Consider the following 19,300-nt stretch of genomic DNA (forward strand, 5'->3'; position numbering starts at 1 on the left):
ATGCCAGGGCTTAGCGGGCTCGCTATAACACCTGCCTTCAAGCAAAAAACCAGCGCCTTACTTCACGGCCCGGCGCGTTACGGTGCCAGTGGCTTTGTCCACGTCGAACGCGGCTTTGTTGGGCATGCGGTTGGTCCAGTCGGTGCGGGGCACCAGCACCTGCCAGCTGCCATCGGCATCGAGGATGGAGGCCGAAGGCAGCACGTAGAGCGCCGAGTCGGGCTGCGTGCCCAGGTAGCGGCGCACGGCGGCGCGGGCGTCCTCGGTAGTGAGGGCGCCGGGGGTAGGGGCCTGCCCACGAGTAGTTTGCTCACTAGGAATAGTGGCCGACTGGCAAGCCGCCAGCATCGTGCCCAAGCCGATTGCTACTAAAAGAATTCGCATGCGGCAAAGCTAGCTCTTTACTTCGCTCGCTTCCGCAGCCATTTGGGCGGTTTGGTTGTTATAACTCCATTCCCGTAAAGCTCTTTTATGCCTACTACTTCCCCCGCGCCGCTGCTTAGCCCCGAGCGCCTTACCTCAGCTTATTCTTATAGCGCTTACCGCCAGCTACTTGATGAGCTGCTGGCCACCGGCCAAACTACCGGCCCCGTGCAAACGCCCGAGCTACTGGCCTACGCCCAGCTCAACGAGCAGCGCATGAACCGCCTCGATAAAACCGTGAAGCTGCTGCCCGAGCTGGTGGCCGCCCTCGCAGATGTCCGCGGTAGCTATATCTGGCTGATAATCACCGAAGGCTGGTGCGGCGACGCTGCCCAAACCGTACCCGTGATGGAGGCCGTAGCTCAGGCCAGCGCCGGCCACCTGCGCACCGCCTACCTGCTGCGCGACGAAAACCCCGACCTCATCGACCAGTACCTCACCAACGGCAGCCGCTCCATCCCCAAGCTAGTGGTGCTCAACGCCGATACACTCACCGAAGTCACGCACTGGGGCCCTCGCCCCGCCGAAGCCCAGGCCCTGATTGTCAAGCTAAAAGGCGAAGGCATGGCCCACGACGACTTCATCAAAGAGCTGCACACCTGGTACGCCCACGACCGCACCCTGGCCACCCAGCACGAGCTGCTATCCCTGGTAAAGCAACTGGCCTAATGACGAGTGCCTGATGACGAATGACTAGTTCAGAACGTCATTAGGCACTCGCCATTACTCCCTACCCCCTTCTCCAGCGCCAAAAGCGTGAGGGGCTGGCGCGGCGTACCAAAGCGCGTAGTAGCCGGAAACGGCTCGCTTGCACCGGTGCGCCGGTAGCCCTGACGCTCGTACCAGGCCAGCAATTCAGCGCGCACCGATAGTACGCTCATCTTGATTTTGACGCAGCCCTGCACCTGGGCGTGGGCCTCGGCCGCGTGCAGCAGCTGCCGTCCCAGGCCGCGCGCCTGTACCTCGGGCGATACGGCCAACATGCTGAGGTAGAGAACATCATCCTGCGTTTCGAGATACACGCAGCCGGTAAGCTGGCCGGGGGTAGGGGCGGTTATTAGTAGCACGGCAGCGGGCGCGGCCAGCATATCGCGCAGGGTGGCGGCGTCGATGCGGGGGCCGTCGAGCAGGTGGCCTTCGGCGGTCCAGCCAGCCTGGGCGGCCTCGCTGCGGTAAGCGCGGTTGATGAGGTCAACGAGTGCCGGCACGTCGGCCGGCGTGGCGGGGGTAGGGGCGGTAGGGAATTCCACAGCGCAAAGGTAGCTGGAGCTCCCGGTGGCTTTTGTGCCGGTTGGTGCCTGCCTTTGGGGTGCGCGCGCCATGCGCTGCGGACGGGCGATAGCGCGGTGGCTTGCGCCGCCTCCTCTACGCAATCGAAACCGATAGGCCGGGCAAAAAGCTGTTGGCTAGCTTGCAGTCCCACCGATTAATTGTTGCGTTTTTCATGCTTTCCAACTTTCTTTCCCAGCGGTCGGCCTGGCTGCTGGCCGCCCCCCTGGCCCTGGCCGCCTGCCAAAGCCAGCCCGCCCAAACCACCGACCAGCCCACGGCCGCTACCCCTGCCGCGCCGGCCGACTCAGCTGCTGCCAAGCCCAAGTACCTGGCCAAGCCGCTGATTAGCAACATCTACACTGCCGACCCCTCGGCGCACGTCTTCAACGGCAAGATTTACGTCTACCCTTCGCACGATATCGAGGCGGGTATTCCGGAGAATGATAACGGCGACCACTTCGCCATGCGCGACTACCACATTCTGTCGATGGACAGCGTGGGCGGCAAGGTAACCGACCACGGCGTGGCCCTCGATACCAAGGACATTCCCTGGGCCGGCCGCCAGCTGTGGGCGCCCGATGCGGCCTTTAAAAACGGCACCTACTACCTCTACTTCCCGGTGAAGGACAAGCAGGACGTGTTCCGCATGGGCGTGGCTACCAGCTCGTCGCCCACCGGCCCGTTCAAGGCCGACCCTACCCCCATGGCGGGTAGCTATAGCATTGACCCGGCCGTGTTTACCGATACCGATGGCAAGGCGTTTATGTACTTTGGCGGCCTCTGGGGCGGCCAACTGCAGCGCTGGACCACCGGCAAGTACGACGCCACTGTGCCCGATAAAAAGCCCGACGGCAACGAGCCCGCCATTGGCCCGCGCGTGGTCCAGCTCAGCGCCGATATGAAGCACTTCGCCGGCCCGGTGAAGGAAATCAAGATTCTGGATGAAGCCGGCAAGCCGCTGCTGGCCAGCGACACCAAGCGGCGCTTCTTCGAGGGCGGCTGGCTGCACAAGTACCAGGGCAAGTACTACTTCTCGTACTCGACCGGCGACACCCACCTGCTGGTGTATGCCGTGAGCGACTCGCCCACCGGCCCCTTCACCTACAAAGGCGTGATAATGAACCCCGTGCAGGGCTGGACTACCCATCACTCCATCGTCGAGTTCAAGGGTAAATGGTACATCTTCTACCACGACACCGAGCTGAGCAATAAAACCTGGCTGCGCAACGTGAAAGTGACCGAGCTCAAGCGCAACCCCGATGGCAGCATCGTGACTATCAACCCGTAACAGAGGGGTAGGGAGTAAAAAAGAACGTCATGCTGAGCTTGCCGAAGCATCTCTACCACGCCGCTGGATTACTAACCCTGGCGGCGTGGTAGAGATGCTTCGGCAAGCTCAGCATGACGTTCTTTTTTCTATAACGCCCTTCTTTTACAATCCCTACCCCCTCTCAGGCCAACACCTCCGCTGCCTGCGCAAACTGCACGCCCAGCGCAAGCAAATCAGCCTTGGCGGCGGCCATACTTTCGGGCGCAATGCCACGGGTAGCATCCTCAATTACCGTCACGTCGAAGCCCTCGCCGCGGGCATCCTTGGCCGAGAAGTACACGCAGTAATCACCGGCCAGGCCGGCCACGAACACCCGCGTGGTGCCGCGCGCCCGCAGGTAGGCGCTCAGGCCGGTGGCGCGGCGGTGGCCATTGTCAAAGAATGCGCTGTAGCTGTCCAGCTCGGGGTCGGTGCCTTTGCGGAAGATGGCCTCCACGCGGTTCAGGTCGAGGCCGGGGTGCAGGGTAGCGCCCGCCGAGCCCTGCACGCAGTGGTCGGGCCACAGGCGCTGGGGTAGGCCCTGCCACTCAATCTCTTCAAAAATAGCGTGCTGCGGGTGGGTGCTGGCAAAGCTGCGGTGCCCGCCCGGGTGCCAGTCCTGGGTAGCCACCACGAGGTCGAAGCGCGGCTGCAAGTCGTTGAGCAGGGGTAGGAGGGCGTCGCCATCCGGCACGGCCAGCGCGCCGCCGGGCAAGAAATCGAGTTGAAAATCAATGAGTAAGAGCGCAGTCATGGCGGTAAAAAAGTGTAGGGTAAGCTTTAGCTTGCCGGATTAGGGAATGTGCGGTAAGCCTTCGCTTGCCGCAGGTAGTTCGCCAGCGTTAAAACGGCAAGCTAAAGCTTACCGCACACTCCCTACCCCGGCAAGCTAAAGCTTACCCTACATTATGCCAGCTTCAGCACCTGCGCCGAGTGCGCCCGCACGGCCGCCGTCAGGCTCGCATTATTGGCTAAATGCTGGCCAAACGAGGGCACCAGGCGGCGAAAAGTAGCCTGCCACTCGGGCGTGGCCGCCTGCTCGGGAAAGCAGCGCTGCACCAAATCGAGCATGATGCTCACGGCGGTGCTCGCGCCCGGCGAGGCGCCCAGCAGCGCCGCTATGGAGCCATCGGCCGAGGTTACGACTTCGGTGCCAAATTCCAGCACGCCGCCCTGCTTCTTGTCTTTTTTAATCACCTGCACGCGCTGGCCGGCCACTTCGAGCTGCCAGTCTTCGGGCCGGGCCTCGGGGTAGTACTCGCGCAGGGCCGCGATGCGCTGCTCAGGCGTTTGGAGTACCTGCCCGATGAGGTAGCGGGTGAGCGGAATATTGCGCGCCCCGGCATACAGCAGCGGTCGGATATTGCCCAGCTCAATCGAGCGAAACAGGTCGGCGTAGGAGCCTTTCTTGAGAAACTTGGTGCTGAAGCCGGCATAGGGCCCGAACAGCAGCTCCTGGCGGCCGTTTATCTGGCGCGTATCGAGGTGGGGCACCGACATGGGCGGCGAGCCAACGGCGGCCTTACCGTACACCTTGGCGTCGTGCTGGTCGATAACGGCCGGCTTGGTGCATTTCAGCCACTGCCCGCTCACCGGGAAGCCCCCAAAACCCTTGGCCTCCGGAATGCCTGACTTTTCCAGCAGCGTGAGCGAGCCGCCCCCGGCCCCGATAAATACGAACCGCGTGCGCACCTTACGGCTCTTGCCCGTGGCCCGGTCGCGGATTTTAACGCGCCACAGCCCGTCGGGCTTATGGCGGAAATCTTCAATTTCCTGCCCCAGTTCAAACGCTACCCCCGGCTGCTGCCGCAGGTGGTCGAACAAGGAGCGCGTGAGGGTGCCAAAATTAACGTCGGTGCCGATGGCCATGCGCGTGGCGGCCACCGGCTGGGCGGGGTCGCGGCCGGCCATCACCAGCGGAATCCACTCCGCAATCTGGGCCGCGTCGTCGCTGAATTCCATACCCGCAAACAGCGGCGAGCCCAGCAACGCCTCGTAGCGCGTGCGCAGATAGGCCACGTTTTCGGCGCCCCACACAAAGCTCATGTGCGGAATGCTGTGGATAAACGACCCCGGCTCGGGCAGCTGACCAGCTTGTACTAAGCTAGTCCACAATTGCTTGCTTAGCTCAAATTGCTCGGCTATCTTATCAGCCTTCGAAATATCGACGCGGCCATCGGGCAACTGCGGCGTGTAGTTGAGCTCGCAAAACGCCGAGTGGCCGGTGCCGGCGTTGTTCCAGGCGTCGGAGCTTTCGGCGGCCACCGCGTCGAGGCGCTCATACACGGCCAGGGTGAGGGTAGGGTCCAGCGCTTTGAGCAAAACGCCCAGCGTGGCGCTCATGATGCCCGCCCCAACGAGCACCACATCGGCAGTTAAAGGCTTGGCGGGAGGAGTCTTTAGGTTCATGTAGGTGGAGCAAGTGGTGTTGGATAAAGTATATTTGTGTCAGAAGCCTCGCCGGGCTTTCTGATTATTCAGTGATAGTATTCTTAGAAAGCAATAGGAGTGTGCAAGTTGCACGGTGTGAGTGAGCATGAAGATAGAAGAAGGAGAGTGTCATAGCATCGTCTACGTTAGTACGGTTATCGCTCAGTTAGGTGAAGCAGCGCTATTGCAATTGCTGCGGCGCGCCCGGTGTGCCAACCAGCAGGCGGGCATTACGGGGGTGCTGATGTACGGCGGCGGCCAGTTTATGCAAGTGCTCGAAGGCTGCCCGGCCGCCGTGCGCCGCCTCTATGCCCGCATCGAAGCCGACCCGCGCCACAGCCTCCTCGAAAAGCTGGCCGATGGCCCCCTACCCCGGCGCGAATTCACGGGCTGGCATATGAGCTTCGCGCCGCTGCCGGCCGGCTATTGCGACGGCATACCCGGCTACCTCACGCCGCCGCAGATGGCTATTCTGGGGGCGGGCACGTCGGCCCAGCCGCTGCTGTGCGAGTTTCTGGAGCACAGCAGCCAGCGGCTGCTGGTTTAGCCCGGCCCCCCAAAGGCAAATAGCCGCCGCAGTTCCCAGGGGCCGCCGCGGTAAGTCCAGAGGGCCAGCCCCGTACCCTGTACTTCGAAGGGAGTGAAATCTGCGCTTAGCTCGGCGTGCAGGGCGCGCGCCACGGCGGGGTCTACCTTGTTTTGCGCCGTGATGTGGGGGCGCAGGCCCTGGCCATCCTGGGCCGTGAGCCAGGGCTGCCACTGCCGCTGCAAGCGCCGATGCAGGGCCGGTAGGTCGGGGCTGTCGAGTGTATACATTACGCCCCGGCCCATGAACTTAACGCCCGTCACGGCCAGAGGTAGGGGGTAGGGCTGGGCCGCCGCCACGTCGGCCAGGTGGGCTTCGATGGCCGGCGCCTCGGCAGCGGGCAGGGCGTGAAAGAGCGTGAGGTGCGCGCTGAGGTAGTTGATGCGGGGCGGAAAGTAGCGCCGCCGCTGCTCGTCAAAAAAAGCCTGGCTGGCCGCGTCAAGCGTAAGCGTGAGAATGAGGGGGGCATCATGCATGGCCCGGCTATACGCAAAAGGCCGCTACCACGCCCGTGTGAGTGCCTGTCAAAAAGATTGCCTGGTATTCATAACATCTTGTTTATCAGTAATAAAAATAAGGCGCTTGCCTAGTCAAAAACGACCTATTTCGGGGGGGTAGGCGTTTAGAAAGCTATGCAGACTGACCTCTTTTTGCCCGTTTTGAATGCGCCCGCGCCCGCCCCGCTACCCGCCTTCGACGACGCGGCCGCGCCCCGCACCCACGGCGCAAAACTGTGGCTGCCTAAGCGCGTGCTCTTCACTCCAGCGGCCCTCGACGAAGCCTACGGCCAGCAGATTCTGGCCCGCGCCACGGCCCTCAACCTCGACATTGAGCTGCTCAAAAGCAACCGCCTCACCGGCCTGCGCGGCGACGACGAGCGCGCCACTTACCGCACTGCCAAAACCACGCTGGCCGTGGTAAACGCGCCCGCCGGGGCGTTGCGCCTCCAGCCTACCCCCCCTTCGGCCGACTACCAGCTCAACCTGGCCGAGGGCTGCCCCGCGCACTGCCAGTACTGCTACCTGGCCGGTAGTCTCAGCGGCCCGCCCGTGGTGCGCGCCTTCGCCAACCTGCCCCAGCTGCTCGAAAACACCCAGGCCTACGAGCGCGCCGACCGCCCCGTGAGCTTCGAGGCCAGCTGCTACACCGACGTGCTGGGCATTGAGCACCTCACCGGCGCGCTGGCCGAAACTGTGCGCTACTTCGCTGGCCGTGAGGGTACCCGACTGCGCTTCGTGAGTAAGTACGACCACATCGAGAGCCTGCTGGGCCTGCCGCACGGTGGCCACACCCGCGCCCGCGCCTCGCTCAATGCCGAGCCGCTGGCCCGGCAGCTAGAGGGCGGTACGGCCAGTATTGAGGCGCGCATCCAGGCGCTGCGGCGGCTGGCGCTGCCGGTGGCGCAGGGGGGCGGCGGCTACCCCATTGGCGTGGTGCTGGCCCCCATTATGCCCCTGCCCGACTGGCAGCAGCACTACGGCGAGCTGTTCGACCGCCTGCAAGCGGCCCTCAATTTTGACTGCGACCTCACCGTGGAGTTCATCACCCACCGTTTCACGCCCGGCTCGAAGGAGGTGCTGCTCGGCTGGTACCCCAACACCAGCCTCGACCTGGAGGAAAGCACCCGCGCCGTGAAGCGCAACAAGTTCGGCGGCCTCAAGTATGTCTACGACCTGCCCACTATGAAGGAGCTAAAAGCCTGGTTTTACGCCGAGTGGCAGCGCCGCTTTCCGCATGCGCCGGTGCAGTACTGGACGTAGGGGGTAGGAACTTTGGGCCGGTACTGCATTGCGCGCGCCGCAGCGAAAAATTGCAGTAAGTTACCGTTCTTTGCTCGCGCTTCTTAATCAGGCTAGTATGTCAAATCATCTTCCGCAGTTAGCTGTTGCCGCGCTTTGCCGCCAGTATAGGGTGCGGCGGCTGGCGGTGTTCGGCTCGATGTTAACGCCAGCTTTTGGTCCTGCCAGCGATGTGGACCTGGTAGCAGCTTTCGAGCCAATGCCCGTAGAAGAGTACGCGGATAACTACCTGGCTCTCAAGTTTTCCTTGGAAGAAACATTGGGCCGGTCCGTTGACTTGCTGGAGGCTCAGGCGCTGCGCAACCCTTATTTTCAAGCAGAAGTAGCGCGTACGCAGCGGGTGGTGTATGAACGATAGCATTCGGGCCCGTCTCTATGACGTGGACGTGCAGCAAGCCATTGCCGAGATAGAAAGCTTTTTTTGTGGGTCAGCCGCTGTTGTTTGCTGCCTACCAGGCCGATGTACGCACGCGGCGCGCTACTGAGCGCAACCTGGAAATAATGGGTGAAGCTGTGGGTCGAATCCTAAAGGCGGACCCTGGCTTTCAGTTAGTGAACGCCCGCCAGATTATTGCCACCCGCAACCGTATTATTCACGGCTACGACACGGTATCGGACGAAATGGTGTGGAGTATTGTAGTGCGCCACCTGCCGCAGTTAAAGCAGGAAGTGGCAGCGTTACTAGCCGTTTAGCACCCGCACCGAAAATCGGGGTACTCGGCGAAGCCCGGCGCGGCCGTGTCGTCAATTCTAATGATGTGGTCGAGGCGCACTTCCTCGCCCGAGGCCAGCACGGCGTACTCGGCGTGGTCGCGGGTGACGAAAGTTTTGAGGCTGGTAGTACCCTGGCATAGCTGCCGCAAGTCGTTGAAATATTGCAGGTACACCTGCTTTTTGCGGGTAGCTATGGCCTCCAGCTCGTCATAAAAGCCGCAGGCGATGGGTTGGTAGTCGGTAGGCATGATAAGAGGGGGTAGGGAGTTGGAGATACACGCGCTACGTGGCTATTGCATCAAAGTTCAGGGGCCGGTGGCAGGGCCACGCGGGTGCGGGGCAGGCTGTCGGGGTAGTGCTGCTGGAGGTAGGCTACCAGCTGCTCGCGCACGGCGCAGCGCAGGTCCCAGAGGTCGCTGGCGTTGGCAGAGCTTACGAGGGCGCGCATTTCCATTACGCGGTCCTTGGTGTCCGTTACCTGCAGCACGCACACGCGCTGGTCCCAGAGGGGGTGGGCGGCCAGCACGCGCTGTAGCTCAGTGCGCAGCTCCTCGACGGGCGCCGTGTAGTCGGCGTATACAAACACGGTGCCTGTGAGCTGGGCCGAACTGCGCGTCCAGCTCTGGAAAGGCTTCTCGATGAAGTAATTGAGGGGTAGCACCAGGCGGCGGTCGTCCCAGATGTGCAGCACCACGTAGGTGAAAGTAATTTCCTCGACCCGGCCCCACTCGCCCTCCACTACCAGCACGTCGTCGATGCGGATGGGCTGGGTAAAGGCTATCTGAAAGCCCGCCAGCAGGTTGCTGATAGAGCGCTGCGCCGCAAAGCCCACAATAACGCTGGCAATACCCGCCGACGTGAGCAGTCCCGTGCCCAGGCGGCGCACCGTTTCAAAGCTCATCAGCACTAGGCCCACCGCCACGAAGCCGATAATGCCCACCGCCACTTTCTTGATAAACTGCAGCTGCGTGAAGAGCTTGCGCACCCGCAGGTTGTCGCTGCCTTCGAGCAGGTAGTGCCGCCGAATGAGGTCCTGGCCCACTTCCAGGGTTTGAATCAGCCCCCAGGCAAACGACAAAATCAGGGCAAACTCGATGAGCCGGCGCAGCACCTCAAACGGCTTCGGCGGCAGCGGCAGCAGTGGCAGCAGCAGCGACAAAGCCAGCACCGGAAAGAAAAACGCGCTGATGCCGCTCAGGTGCAGGCCCACCGAGCGGGACAGCGCCGAGTCTTCGCGCCGGTCGTAGGCCCGCAGGCCGGCAAAGAGCAGCGTCTTGGCCAGCAGACCCAGGGCCAGGCCGCTCAGCAGCACGCCCAGCACCACCAGCGCGTCGGGAAATTGGTCTAGAAAATCAGTGAGTTGTTTTGTCATATGGTAATGAATACTGGTACCAGAAGAACGTCATGCTGAACTTGTCGAAGCATCTCTACCGCGCTACTAATCTTAAACGCCAAGAGTTAAGTGATGCGGTAGAGATGCTTCGACAAGCTCAGCATGACGTTCTTCTGGTATCTCCTTACTATCCCTACCCCCCCCTACGCACCCAGCCGGCGCAGCGCCAGCAGGCACAGCGCCACCGAGCCCGACACCCGGATGTCGCCCCGCAACACCAGGCCCTCGACTTCGGCCAGCGGCACCAGCACCACCTCGATATTCTCGGTCGGGTCGAGGTGCTGGGCGGCCACCGGGCGCACGTCGCGGGCCAGAAAAAACGAAAGCTGGTTGGTGTCCTTGGTGGGGTTGTCGTACACGTCGAGCAGCGGCTCGGGGGGTAGGGGCGGGGCGTAGCCGGTTTCTTCGAGCAGCTCGCGGGCTGCGGCGCCGGGCACCGAAGTTTCGTGGGCATCGACCACGCCGCCGGGCAGCTCCAGCAGTATCTGGCCGGCGGCGTGCTTGTACTGCCGCACAAAAACTACCTGGTTATCAGCCGTTAGGGGAAAGGTGAGCACCACGTGGGGCCGCACGCTCACGAAGTAGTCATCGAGCTCTTGGCCGCCGGGCAGGCGCACGTGGTCGCGCCGCAGCTGGTACCAGCGGTGGTCAAACACCAGCTCCGAGTGCAGCGTGTGCCAGGGTTCAAGCTTGGATGGCATAAAGAGAGGGGGTAGGGGACGAAGGCCGCAAAGGTCGGGCGGCGGGCGGCGTTACTGGCCTTTTTCGTCGTCCTTGCCTTTCTCATCGTCTTTGCCGGCCGTCACCTGCGCGTGGTTGAGGGCGGCAACCAGCATCACCCCGCCCAGAATATTGCCCAGCAGCGCCGGCACCGTGAAGCTGCCCAGCGCCGCGCCCCAGCTGGTTTGGCCCATCGCGGCCAGCGTAAACACCTCCACCGAGCCGGCAATGACGTGGCTGAAGTGCGCCACCCCCACGATGTAGGTCACGAAGATTATCACCCAGATGCGCCCTTCCTCCGCAAATGGCAACAGCCACACCATGAGCGCGATAAGCCAGCCCGCGAAGATGCCGCGCAGCAGCGTGGTGCCGAAGCCGTGCGCCAGCGCCTGCTGCCCCAGGTGCGCAAACTCGCGCTGCGCCTCGGGCTCGAAGGCCGTGGAGTGGGCAATGACCAGGCTCAGCGCCAGGCAGCCCAGGAGGTTGGCCGTCAGCACGATGCCCCACAGCCGACCCACGTTGCGCAGGCAGCTCCACTCCATGTTTTGCAGCAGCGGCAGAATGGGCGTCAGCGTATTCTCGGTGAAGAGCTGCTGCCGGCCCAGAATAACGATGAGGAAGCCCAGGCTGTAGCCAAAGTTGGCCACCAACGGCCGCCAGGGCGCGTCGGGCAGGTAGCGCGCCAGCAGGCCCTCGGCAATCATCGAAAAGCCCATCGAGAGCCCGGCGGCCAGCCCCGACCAGAACAGCGCCGCCGAGGACCGCTTCAGCTCCTCTTCGCCCTCGGCCAGAATGGCTTTGTAAATGACCTTGCCCGATGGCGCGCTGCGCTCCTCGGCATCTTGTTCTTCGGTCTTTGGCTGGTTGGGGTCTTGGTTTGGATGCATACAGCGAAAGGTTTCGGTACAATAGCTTGGCGGGACAACAAACTGCGCGGCCAATGTTTTGGGCCCGCGCGCCAGACCGGCCGGCCAGGGTAAATTGCCGGCTGGTTTCAATCCGTTTTTCGCTATGGAGCAACCCGTTGCCTCTTCGCTGGCCGCTACCTTGCGGGCGGCCACGCCCCGCGTGTGGGCCATCGATGTGGTGCGGGGCCTGGCGATGGTCATCATGGCCCTCGACCACATCCGTGAGTTTTGGAGCCCTACCCCGGTGCGGCCCGAAGACGTGGCCCACGCCTCGGTGCTGCTGTTTTTTACGCGCTGGGTCACGCACTTTTGCGCGCCCACGTTTGTGTTTCTGGCCGGCACCAGCGTCTTTCTCTTTCAGCAAAAGCAAGCGAGCCGGGGCGCCGTGAGCCGCTACCTGCTCACGCGCGGTCTGTGGCTGGTAGTGCTTGAGCTAGTGGTTATTAATTTTTTGCTGCAATGGGGCTACAACGCTTTTTTGCTCCAGGTAATTTGGGCCCTGGGCTGGAGTATGGTGCTGCTGGCGGGCCTCCTCTGGCTGCCGCGCGGGCTGGTGGCCACGCTGGCGCTGGGCTTCCTGCTGGGCCAGCACCTGCTACCCCTGCTTCAGCCCGTCACGGCCGCCAACCTGCTGCCCGCCCTGCTCTACGACAGCCCGTTTCTGTTCTCCCTCACGCCCAAGCTGCCGGTGCTAGCGGCCTACACCATCCTGCCTTGGGCCGCCGTGATGGCCGCCGGCTACTGCCTTGGTCCGTGGTTTCGGGCGCCGCTGCCGGCACGGGCCCGTTGGCTGCGGCTGGCGGGGGTAGGGGCGCTGCTGCTGTTCGGGGGCCTGCGCTTCACCAACCTCTACGGCGACCCCGCGCCCTGGAGCGTGCAGCCGCGCGGGCCCGTGTTCACGCTGCTCTCGTTCCTGAACGTAACCAAGTACCCGCCATCGCTGCTGTTTTTGAGCCTCACGCTGGGCGGGGCGCTGCTGTTGCTTTCGGTGAGCGAAGGGGGGGTAGGGCGCCTCGGCCGCTGGCTGAGTACCTACGGCCGGGTGCCGATGTTCTACTACCTGCTGCACTTTTGCCTCATCAGCGGCGGCGCGTTCGGGTGGACGCTCCTGGCCTTTGGGCACCCGTTCAACCTGTCGTTTGCGCCGCCGGGCGTGGCCCCGCCCGCCGCCTACCACCCCAGCCTGCTGCGTGCCTACGTGGTGTGGGCCGTGGTGGTGGCGCTACTCTACTGGCCCTGCCGCTGGTACCAGGGCTACAAGCAGCGGCATTCGTACTGGTGGCTGGCCTATTTATAGCGCGCAGTGTAGCAGCCAGGCTATATTTACCCGGTTTTGAATCTTTTATCTCTCTGCCCAATGGCTAGCTTTCTTCAAGCCCTGACTGGTTATTCAGCTACGGTATTGGTGAATACTTCACTGCACGACGGCGGCTTTGCGCTCACCGGTCCCGGCATACTAGGCACCACCATCGTTACCGCGCCGGGCGTGACGCAGCAGATTCTGTCGTCGCCCGAGTTTGACCAATTAATGGGCAATGACAAGGCCGCGCGCATTCTGGAAATCGTGTTGGCCCAAGCGGCGCAGTAGCGCGAACTTTCCAGTTCGTGCGCGAGCGCAGCGAGCATCTCGCAGCTGGCCCGGCCCCGCCTGCTCGCTGACGCGCGCAGTAGCACGAACTGGAAAGTTCGCGCTACTGCGCGCGCATCTTTGCAACCCTGGCGTGATTCGCTTACTCTCCAGGGTTTCCTTTTTTTCCTTTCCCCATGACTACCCCCATCTACCAGGTCGATGCCTTTGCGCGCCGGCCCTTCACCGGCAACCCGGCCGCCGTGTGCCCGCTCGACGAGTGGCTGCCCGCCGAAACCATGCAGCTCATCGCGGCCGAAAACAACCTGGCCGAAACTGCTTTTTTCGTGCCTTTGCACGGCGAGGAGGCCGATTTTCACCTGCGCTGGTTCACGCCCACCTTCGAGATTGACCTTTGCGGCCACGCCACGCTGGCCTCGGCCTACGTGCTCTGGAATGAGCGCGGCTACGCCAAGCCCGAAATCGTTTTCCACAGCAAAAGCGGCCTGCTGAAAGTGCGCCGCGAGGCCGATGGCCGCCTGGTGCTCGACTTTCCCAGCCGCCCGCCCCGCGCCCTACCCCCCGCCGAGCACCCCGACGTGCTCATGCGCTCCTTGGGCCCCGGCGCGGCCACGCCGCTGGCCGTGCTGGCCTCGCGCGATTTGGTGGTCGAGTTTGCCCACGCCGACGAAGTGCTGGCCCTGCGCCCCGACTTCGCGGCGCTCGAAGGCCTGGGCTATATCGGCCTCATTGCCACGGCGCCGGGCAGCGGCCCGGTCGATTTCGTGTCGCGCTTTTTCGCGCCCGAGGTGGGCGTGCCCGAAGACCCGGTTACCGGCTCGGCGCACAGCACGCTCATCCCGTTCTGGGCCGAAAAGCTGGGCAAAACCGAGCTGTTTGCCCGCCAGGAATCGGCGCGGGGCGGCGAGCTGTGGTGCCGCCTGCGCGGCGACCGCGTGGACATCGGCGGCTACGCGGTCACGTTTTTGCGCGGCGACGTGCAGCTGTGAGCGTAGAGGCTATGAGCAATGAGCGGATTTTCTTTAGCTGCTCATTACTCATAGCTCATTACCTATTGCCTAGGCGGGTAGGTAATATCTTTGCCCAACCTGCCCTTTACCCCAAGCTATAGGGGATTTCTTTCCACGCTATGACACATACTGCCCCGCTTACCTGCATTATCGTCGACGATAACGAAATCAACCGCCTCACCCTGGAGCACCTGGTTGACCTCACGCCCGAGCTGCAGCTGGTAGCCTCGCTGCCCGGTGGCCTCGAAGCACTGGCTTTTTTTCGGCAGGGCGGCCGCTGCGACCTGCTGCTGCTCGACGTAGAAATGCCCACCATCACGGGCCTGGAGCTGGCCAAGCTGTTGCCCAAGCCCGTGCCGGCCATCGTGCTGGTGACCACGCACCGCGATTTCGCGGTGGCGGCTTTCGAGCTGCAAGTAGTTGACTACCTGGTGAAGCCCGTAGAGCTGGTGCGCTTTAACCAGGCTATTGGCAAGGTGCTGGCCGCGCGCCCCGCCGCGGCCGCCCTACCCCCCCCCAGCCCCGCCAAGGCCGAGCTTTCCTCCGAGCTGTTTGTGAAAGTGGGCACCCGCTCTATCAAGATTAACTTCGACGACGTGCTCTACATTGAGGCGCTCTCGACCTACTCGGTGCTGGTGACGACCACCCAAAAGCACATCGTGTACATGACGCTCAAGGCCCTGTGCGAACGCCTGCCCTTTACCCATTTTGTGCGGGTGCACCGGTCCTACATCGTCAATCTCCGCCGCATCGAGGCCGTCGAAGACCACATGCTCAAGCTCGGCAGCTACGAGGTGCCCGTCGGCAAATCCTACCAGGAAGAATTTTCCCGCCATTTAAGGAGCTTATGAGTGGTGAGTAAAAAGGCCGTCATGCTGAGCTTGTCGAAGCATCTCTACCGCATAAGTAATCCCAACATTAGAAGTTACTTGCGCGGTAGAGATGCTTCGACAAGCTCAGCATGACGTTCTAATTGCCACCACCTCACCACTCACAGCTCCCGCGGCAGCTCGGCCAGCACGCGCTGCACCTGGGCAATAAGCTGGGTGGCGGCGGCGGGTAGCTGCGGGTGGTGGGCGAGCGTGGCGGCTTCGAGCTGCTGCACGGCGGGCGTTATGTGGGCCACGCCCACCGATTCGAGGCTGGGCTTGATGTGGTGCGTAATGCGGGCCACCTCGTCCCAGTGGCCATTGGTGGCGGCCTCTTGCAGCCGGGCCAGGCTGTCGGGCATGTTGCGCAAGAAAGAGTGAATGATTTTCACCACAAACTCTTCGCGGCCCCGCGCCAGGGCGCGCAGCTTGGCCAGGTCGTAGCACGGCGGGGCATTGTCGCCCGGGGCGGGGGGTAGCAGCCGCACCAGCGTGTGGTACACCTCTTCCTCCTCAAAGGGCTTGGCCAAGCAGGCATTCATGCCGGCGGCCAGGTAGCGCTCGCGGTCGGTGCGGAAGGCATTGGCCGTGAGGGCCACGATGGGCAGCTGCGCCCGCGCCGGGTCGGGCAGCGCCCTGATGGCGGCCGTGGCATCGAGCCCATTGAGGCCGGGCAGCTGAATATCCATCAGCACCACGTCGAACAAATGGGCATCGTCGCGCACGCGGTGCACGCCGGCCAGGCCATCCTCGGCTTCTTCCACTATAGCGCCCCAGCCCTCAAACAGCAGCCGGGCCACAGTGCGGTTTATCTCATTGTCTTCTACCACCAGCAGCCGCCGGCCGCGCAGTGCCCCGGTGTCGTAGGCGTCGGTGGCGTGGGTAGCGGCGGTGCCCTGGGCTTTGGGCAGCGTGAGGCTAAAGGCAAACGTGCTACCCTGCCCCACCTCGCTGCAGAGCGTAAGCTGGCCGCCCAACTGCTCCACCAGCGCCCGCGAAATACTCAGCCCCAGCCCGGTGCCCCCAAAGCGCCGCGTGGTGTCGGAATACGCCTGGGTGAAGCCCTCAAAAATTAGCTCCTGCTTGCTGTGGGCAATGCCAATGCCCGTGTCTTCGACGCTGAAGCGCACGGAGAGGGTAGTAGCCGTTTCGGCCAGCTGCTTGCCAATCACCACGATGCGCCCGCCGGGCTCAGTAAACTTAATAGCATTGGCTACCAGGTTAATAAGAATCTGGTTGAGGCGGTGCGGGTCGCTCAGTACCCAGGGGTAGGCGCAAGAAGTGCGCAGCGGCGTGCCGGCAAAGAGCAGGCCTTTTTCCTTGGCCTGGGCCATGAGCGGGCGCATGGCCTCGCTCATCGAGTCGCACAGGTTAAAGGCCACGGCCTCCAGCTCCAGCTTGCCCGAGGTAATCTTGGCCATGTCGAGCACGTCGTTGATAACGTGCAGCAAGTGCTGCCCCGCGTGCCGGATGGTGCGCACAAAATCCTGCTGGCGCCCGTCGAGGCTGGTTTTGCTGAGCTGGCTGGCCATGCCCAGCACCCCATTGAGCGGCGTGCGAATTTCGTGGCTGATGTTGGCCAGAAAGTTTTCGCGGGCCCGCACGGCCGCCTCGGCGGCGGTTTTGGCGCGTTTCAGCTCACGCTCGGCCAGCACGCGCTCCGTAATATCCTGGCCGTAGCCAATAACGTAGGGCTGCTGGTCGGGCTCGCGCACCACGTGGTTGTCGTAAAGCAGGTAGCGGGGGGGGCTACCCTCGCAGGTAAGGGCCATCGTACCGCGCTGGTTATCAGCGGTAGCGAAGCGCCGCAGGTACTTGTCTACCCCCGGCTCGTGCTCCAGCGCGCACAGCTCGCGCAGGTGGCGGCCCGGCAGCGTGGCCAGGGGTTGGCCCAGCACCTCGGCGGCGGCGGGGTTAGCCGTGAGCAGGCGGCCCTCCAGGTCGTGGGTGCAAATGAGCGCCTGCGAGTGCATCATCAGGTCGCGGTATTGCTTTTCGCGCTGAGCCAGGGCCTGGCTGGCCTGCCGCTGGGCCGTGATGTCGGTGCTCACCACCAGCACCTGGCGCGTGCCGTCGGGCCGGTTCAGCGGGCGCTTCACCACGTAAAAATGGCGCAGCTCGCCCGAGGCCATCGTCACCTCCGATTCCGTTATCAGCTGCTCGTTGCTGGCCAGCACCCGCGCATCGGTGGCCAGGTAGCGCGCCTGTTGCGCGGCCTGGTGGGGGGTAGGCGGCCGGGCCTGCGTAGGGTGCAGGTAGCCGGTGAGCTCGCGCAGCTCGGTAGCCGTGCGGTTTTCGAACGCAAAGCGGCCGGCCGCGTCGCGCACAAAGATGGCGCTGGGTGTAGCATCCAGAATAGCGCTGATAAAATCTTGTTGCTCAGCCAGCTGCTGCTCGGCCCGCACCCGCTCGGTTGTTTCGGCCAAGAAGAGCGTGAGGCAACCAAGCCGCGCGGGCATGGCTACCACCTGCATATCAAAGTGCCGCTCGCCCACCATAATTGCCCGCCCGTGCGCCTGCGGGCCCAGGGCCGCCATGGCCCGCAGCTGCTGGCGCACCCGCACCTGTTCGGCGCGGCCCAGGCCCTGGCGCAGCGCCAGCGCGGCCCGGTTGGCGTAGAGCTGCCGGCCATTGGCATCGAGGCTTATGAGGGGGTTGGGATTGAGCTCGGGCAGGCTGGCTAGCAACTGCAGCTCGGGTAGCTGAGTGGAGGGGAGCGGGTCGTCGGCCACGGCAGATAAAACAGGAGAGGATAGCATAAGATAACACGAATGGGAGAACTAAAGTACTCACCCTCCGCAATGCTACCAGCCTCCGGCCCCCGAGCCCGCCAAAGCTCACCTAAGGATACAAAAAAAAATTCCTTTCGTGCTAGAAAGGAGCTTCTTAACTAAGAAAACCCGCGTTGGTGGTGCCGCTGCTTAGCGGCCTAGCACAATATGCACTGGTTGCGGCGTATGGCCATCAATGGTCACGCGGCTGCTGCCCAAGCCAAAGCAATCGGCTTGCAGGCTCAGGGCCGTTTGGGCCGGCACTTGCAGCTGAAAGTTGCCCTGTGCATCGGTTACTACTACTTGGTGGGTATTGGTGGTCGGAAAAACGCATACGCCGGGGCAGGGCCGGCCCTCGGGGTTGAGTACTACGCCCGTCAGGCAGACTAGCTTCGGCTCGGCCACTACGGGCTGGGCGCTGGAGGTAGTAGCAACGGTGGGCTGCGGTATACTATCAACTGCGGGAGCGCCGGTGGGGTGGGTACCCTTACTTCCGGCCAGGGCAGCAGCCTTGGCTGCTGCGCCTGGTCGGGCCGTCGCACTTCGGCGGGCAGTAGTGGTGGGCCGGTCAGTTTTCGAACCAACCGGCAGGGTGCGAGCCGCTAGTGCAGGCCCGGCGAGTAGCAGGGAGCATGCAACTGTAGCGACGAAGAAAGAACGGAGGCTTAGCATAGTAGAGCGAGGTAGCATAAATAGTATTTCCGGGGGGAATTACTGTAATAAAAGTAGGCTAAGTTATTGTGCGCTGTTAACTCTTCTAGCTGAATAGCATATTCTACTAGCTGGATTATTACTTTTATAATGTCAGTGCAATCTCAAAATGTATTAGTGCAATCTGAATGTAGCCTGTAGTAGTATGTATAAATACCTGTTGCTTGGATACTAAAAAGCCGCCTGCCAAACATGGCAGGCGGCTAAAAAGCGCGGGTGAGCGTTGGCGTGGGCTATTTACCCAGCGTAATGCGCAATGGCTCGTCCGTGGGCTTGTCGACGGCGACCCGGCTGCTACCCACTCCAAAATACTCGACTTGCAGCGAAAGGGCCGTACCCGCTGGCACGGGTAGCGTAAAAGCACCCTTGGCATCGGTCACGACGAGCTGCCGCGGGGCACCCGCCGGAAACACGCTGGCGCCGGCGCAGGGTCGGCCATCGGAACTGAGCACCAAGCCCTTAAGCTGCACTACCTGCTGGGCAGCCGGGGTGGCTGAAGTGGTAGTGTCGGCCGGCGCGGAGCCAGTGGCCGCCAGGGCCAGGACAACTGGTACGCTACGCGGCTTGGCCGGCTGGTGGCTGAGACCGGTGGTAGCGGAGGCTGCCAGGGACAGGCTCGCCAGCAGAAGCGGGAGCGCCACGCTGGCTACCGAAAAAGTACGGATTAAGTAAGTAGCAAGCATAATAAGGGGGGAAGGGGCAGGCAGGGGAGTGCGTTGCCAGAAGGGCGAATAATGTATCTACAGCAAATGTATTGTTCGCTAGCCTCCCTTAAAATAGTACTATCTGAACGCGGG

General features: G+C 62.9%; 22 protein-coding genes. 10 read left to right on the plus strand and 12 right to left on the minus strand.

Translation table 11 applies throughout. From position 1 onward, the window contains the following. Nucleotides 1–57: 57 nt before the first annotated feature. The gene (locus tag E4631_RS18910; RefSeq protein ID WP_133659447.1) at nt 58–384 is read right to left on the minus strand and encodes a hypothetical protein; all 327 of its coding nucleotides are present in this window, start codon (nt 382–384) and stop codon (nt 58–60) included. Between the two features lie 87 nt (nt 385–471). Here E4631_RS18910 and E4631_RS18915 point away from each other — a divergent pair, with 87 nt between their 5' ends. Next, a complete protein-coding gene (locus E4631_RS18915) occupies nt 472–1,092 on the plus strand; it encodes a thioredoxin family protein (RefSeq protein WP_133659448.1) in 621 nt (206 codons plus the stop codon). 29 nt (nt 1,093–1,121) lie between these two features. Here E4631_RS18915 and E4631_RS18920 read toward each other — a convergent pair whose 3' ends face one another. After that, nucleotides 1,122–1,673, minus strand: coding sequence for a GNAT family N-acetyltransferase (locus tag E4631_RS18920; RefSeq protein WP_240735070.1), 552 nt, complete (start codon nt 1,671–1,673; stop codon nt 1,122–1,124). Nucleotides 1,674–1,867: 194 nt separating this feature from the next. Between E4631_RS18920 and E4631_RS18925 the strand changes: the two genes are divergently transcribed. Beyond that, nucleotides 1,868–2,983: a glycoside hydrolase family 43 protein gene (locus E4631_RS18925; RefSeq protein ID WP_133659450.1), complete on the plus strand. Its 1,116-nt coding sequence runs from the start codon at nt 1,868–1,870 to the stop codon at nt 2,981–2,983. A gap of 163 nt (nt 2,984–3,146) precedes the next feature. Here E4631_RS18925 and pncA read toward each other — a convergent pair whose 3' ends face one another. Both pncA and E4631_RS18935 read right to left on the minus strand, forming a co-directional pair. Continuing rightward, nucleotides 3,147–3,758, minus strand: a complete 612-nt coding sequence (pncA, locus tag E4631_RS18930) for a bifunctional nicotinamidase/pyrazinamidase (RefSeq protein WP_133659451.1) — start codon at nt 3,756–3,758, stop codon at nt 3,147–3,149. A gap of 152 nt (nt 3,759–3,910) precedes the next feature. Further along, complete coding sequence (locus E4631_RS18935) at nt 3,911–5,413, minus strand: malate:quinone oxidoreductase (protein WP_133659452.1); 1,503 nt, start codon at nt 5,411–5,413, stop codon at nt 3,911–3,913. A 127-nt stretch (nt 5,414–5,540) separates the two neighbouring features. On the opposite strand from E4631_RS18935, the gene E4631_RS18940 reads away from it, so the two are divergent. Then, on the plus strand, nt 5,541–5,981 hold the full coding sequence (locus E4631_RS18940) for a BLUF domain-containing protein (protein WP_133659453.1): 441 nt from the start codon (nt 5,541–5,543) through the stop codon (nt 5,979–5,981). Here the strand turns inward: E4631_RS18940 and E4631_RS18945 are convergent. Beyond that, complete coding sequence (locus tag E4631_RS18945; RefSeq protein ID WP_133659454.1) at nt 5,978–6,496, minus strand: 2'-5' RNA ligase family protein; 519 nt, start codon at nt 6,494–6,496, stop codon at nt 5,978–5,980. The two genes, E4631_RS18940 and E4631_RS18945, sit on opposite strands and share 4 nt — an antisense overlap. 156 nt (nt 6,497–6,652) lie before the next feature. Between E4631_RS18945 and E4631_RS18950 the strand changes: the two genes are divergently transcribed. The 3 genes from E4631_RS18950 (at nt 6,653) to E4631_RS18960 (ending at nt 8,512) form a co-directional block, all read left to right on the plus strand. Further along, the gene (locus E4631_RS18950) at nt 6,653–7,780 is read left to right on the plus strand and encodes a spore photoproduct lyase family protein (RefSeq protein ID WP_240735074.1); all 1,128 of its coding nucleotides are present in this window, start codon (nt 6,653–6,655) and stop codon (nt 7,778–7,780) included. Between the two features lie 70 nt (nt 7,781–7,850). Beyond that, complete coding sequence (locus E4631_RS18955) at nt 7,851–8,177, plus strand: nucleotidyltransferase family protein (RefSeq protein WP_133659455.1); 327 nt, start codon at nt 7,851–7,853, stop codon at nt 8,175–8,177. A 65-nt stretch (nt 8,178–8,242) separates the two neighbouring features. Next, the gene (locus E4631_RS18960; protein WP_205704271.1) at nt 8,243–8,512 is read left to right on the plus strand and encodes a DUF86 domain-containing protein; all 270 of its coding nucleotides are present in this window, start codon (nt 8,243–8,245) and stop codon (nt 8,510–8,512) included. On the opposite strand, the gene E4631_RS18965 is transcribed toward E4631_RS18960, so the two are convergent. The 4 genes from E4631_RS18965 to E4631_RS18980 all read right to left on the minus strand — a co-directional run bounded on the left by E4631_RS18965 (nt 8,509) and on the right by E4631_RS18980 (nt 11,533). Further along, nucleotides 8,509–8,781 carry a hypothetical protein gene (locus tag E4631_RS18965; protein ID WP_133659456.1) on the minus strand — a complete coding sequence of 91 codons (273 nt, stop codon included), beginning with the start codon at nt 8,779–8,781 and terminating at the stop codon, nt 8,509–8,511. The genes E4631_RS18960 and E4631_RS18965 overlap by 4 nt on opposite strands. Nucleotides 8,782–8,831: 50 nt before the next feature. Beyond that, the gene (locus tag E4631_RS18970) at nt 8,832–9,905 is read right to left on the minus strand and encodes a mechanosensitive ion channel family protein (protein ID WP_133659457.1); all 1,074 of its coding nucleotides are present in this window, start codon (nt 9,903–9,905) and stop codon (nt 8,832–8,834) included. Between the two features lie 164 nt (nt 9,906–10,069). After that, nucleotides 10,070–10,627: an NUDIX hydrolase gene (locus E4631_RS18975; protein WP_133659458.1), complete on the minus strand. Its 558-nt coding sequence runs from the start codon at nt 10,625–10,627 to the stop codon at nt 10,070–10,072. Between the two features lie 51 nt (nt 10,628–10,678). After that, entirely contained in the window at nt 10,679–11,533 is an 855-nt protein-coding gene (locus E4631_RS18980) for a formate/nitrite transporter family protein (RefSeq protein WP_133659459.1), read from the minus strand. A gap of 124 nt (nt 11,534–11,657) precedes the next feature. On the opposite strand from E4631_RS18980, the gene E4631_RS18985 reads away from it, so the two are divergent. The 4 genes from E4631_RS18985 to E4631_RS19000 all read left to right on the plus strand — a co-directional run bounded on the left by E4631_RS18985 (nt 11,658) and on the right by E4631_RS19000 (nt 15,003). Then, on the plus strand, nt 11,658–12,851 hold the full coding sequence (locus tag E4631_RS18985) for a DUF1624 domain-containing protein (RefSeq protein ID WP_133659460.1): 1,194 nt from the start codon (nt 11,658–11,660) through the stop codon (nt 12,849–12,851). A 60-nt stretch (nt 12,852–12,911) separates the two neighbouring features. After that, entirely contained in the window at nt 12,912–13,142 is a 231-nt protein-coding gene (locus E4631_RS18990) for a hypothetical protein (protein ID WP_133659461.1), read from the plus strand. Between the two features lie 176 nt (nt 13,143–13,318). Then, the gene (locus E4631_RS18995; protein WP_133659462.1) at nt 13,319–14,131 is read left to right on the plus strand and encodes a PhzF family phenazine biosynthesis protein; all 813 of its coding nucleotides are present in this window, start codon (nt 13,319–13,321) and stop codon (nt 14,129–14,131) included. A 140-nt stretch (nt 14,132–14,271) separates the two neighbouring features. Beyond that, nucleotides 14,272–15,003, plus strand: a complete 732-nt coding sequence (locus E4631_RS19000) for a LytTR family DNA-binding domain-containing protein (protein WP_133659463.1) — start codon at nt 14,272–14,274, stop codon at nt 15,001–15,003. Nucleotides 15,004–15,143: 140 nt separating this feature from the next. Here E4631_RS19000 and E4631_RS19005 read toward each other — a convergent pair whose 3' ends face one another. From E4631_RS19005 to E4631_RS19015, 3 genes are all read right to left on the minus strand, one after another. Next, nucleotides 15,144–17,780, minus strand: coding sequence for an ATP-binding protein (locus tag E4631_RS19005; RefSeq protein ID WP_133659464.1), 2,637 nt, complete (start codon nt 17,778–17,780; stop codon nt 15,144–15,146). Nucleotides 17,781–17,942: 162 nt separating this feature from the next. Then, complete coding sequence (locus tag E4631_RS19010) at nt 17,943–18,197, minus strand: carboxypeptidase regulatory-like domain-containing protein (RefSeq protein ID WP_135318623.1); 255 nt, start codon at nt 18,195–18,197, stop codon at nt 17,943–17,945. A gap of 539 nt (nt 18,198–18,736) precedes the next feature. Next, nucleotides 18,737–19,186 carry a carboxypeptidase regulatory-like domain-containing protein gene (locus E4631_RS19015; RefSeq protein WP_133659466.1) on the minus strand — a complete coding sequence of 150 codons (450 nt, stop codon included), beginning with the start codon at nt 19,184–19,186 and terminating at the stop codon, nt 18,737–18,739. Between the last annotated feature and the right edge of the window lie 114 nt (nt 19,187–19,300).

It is taken from the genome of Hymenobacter sp. UV11 (assembly GCF_004684095.1).
Taxonomy (GTDB): Bacteria; Bacteroidota; Bacteroidia; order Cytophagales; family Hymenobacteraceae; genus Hymenobacter.

Excerpts from the sequence above, each read along its gene's own strand:
- E4631_RS18910 (WP_133659447.1), bottom strand. The coding sequence starts at position 384 with ATGCGAATTCTTTTAGTAGCAATCGGCTTGGGCACGATGCTGGCGGCT.
- E4631_RS18915 (WP_133659448.1), top strand. The coding sequence starts at position 472 with ATGCCTACTACTTCCCCCGCGCCGCTGCTTAGCCCCGAGCGCCTTACC.
- E4631_RS18925 (WP_133659450.1), top strand. The coding sequence starts at position 1,868 with ATGCTTTCCAACTTTCTTTCCCAGCGGTCGGCCTGGCTGCTGGCCGCC.
- pncA (WP_133659451.1), bottom strand. The coding sequence starts at position 3,758 with ATGACTGCGCTCTTACTCATTGATTTTCAACTCGATTTCTTGCCCGGC.
- E4631_RS18935 (WP_133659452.1), bottom strand. The coding sequence starts at position 5,413 with ATGAACCTAAAGACTCCTCCCGCCAAGCCTTTAACTGCCGATGTGGTG.
- E4631_RS18940 (WP_133659453.1), top strand. The coding sequence starts at position 5,541 with ATGAAGATAGAAGAAGGAGAGTGTCATAGCATCGTCTACGTTAGTACG.
- E4631_RS18945 (WP_133659454.1), bottom strand. The coding sequence starts at position 6,496 with ATGCATGATGCCCCCCTCATTCTCACGCTTACGCTTGACGCGGCCAGC.
- E4631_RS18950 (WP_240735074.1), top strand. The coding sequence starts at position 6,653 with ATGCAGACTGACCTCTTTTTGCCCGTTTTGAATGCGCCCGCGCCCGCC.
- E4631_RS18965 (WP_133659456.1), bottom strand. The coding sequence starts at position 8,781 with ATGCCTACCGACTACCAACCCATCGCCTGCGGCTTTTATGACGAGCTG.
- E4631_RS18970 (WP_133659457.1), bottom strand. The coding sequence starts at position 9,905 with ATGACAAAACAACTCACTGATTTTCTAGACCAATTTCCCGACGCGCTG.
- E4631_RS18975 (WP_133659458.1), bottom strand. The coding sequence starts at position 10,627 with ATGCCATCCAAGCTTGAACCCTGGCACACGCTGCACTCGGAGCTGGTG.
- E4631_RS18980 (WP_133659459.1), bottom strand. The coding sequence starts at position 11,533 with ATGCATCCAAACCAAGACCCCAACCAGCCAAAGACCGAAGAACAAGAT.
- E4631_RS18985 (WP_133659460.1), top strand. The coding sequence starts at position 11,658 with ATGGAGCAACCCGTTGCCTCTTCGCTGGCCGCTACCTTGCGGGCGGCC.
- E4631_RS18990 (WP_133659461.1), top strand. The coding sequence starts at position 12,912 with ATGGCTAGCTTTCTTCAAGCCCTGACTGGTTATTCAGCTACGGTATTG.
- E4631_RS18995 (WP_133659462.1), top strand. The coding sequence starts at position 13,319 with ATGACTACCCCCATCTACCAGGTCGATGCCTTTGCGCGCCGGCCCTTC.
- E4631_RS19000 (WP_133659463.1), top strand. The coding sequence starts at position 14,272 with ATGACACATACTGCCCCGCTTACCTGCATTATCGTCGACGATAACGAA.
- E4631_RS19005 (WP_133659464.1), bottom strand. The coding sequence starts at position 17,780 with ATGCTATCCTCTCCTGTTTTATCTGCCGTGGCCGACGACCCGCTCCCC.
- E4631_RS19015 (WP_133659466.1), bottom strand. The coding sequence starts at position 19,186 with ATGCTTGCTACTTACTTAATCCGTACTTTTTCGGTAGCCAGCGTGGCG.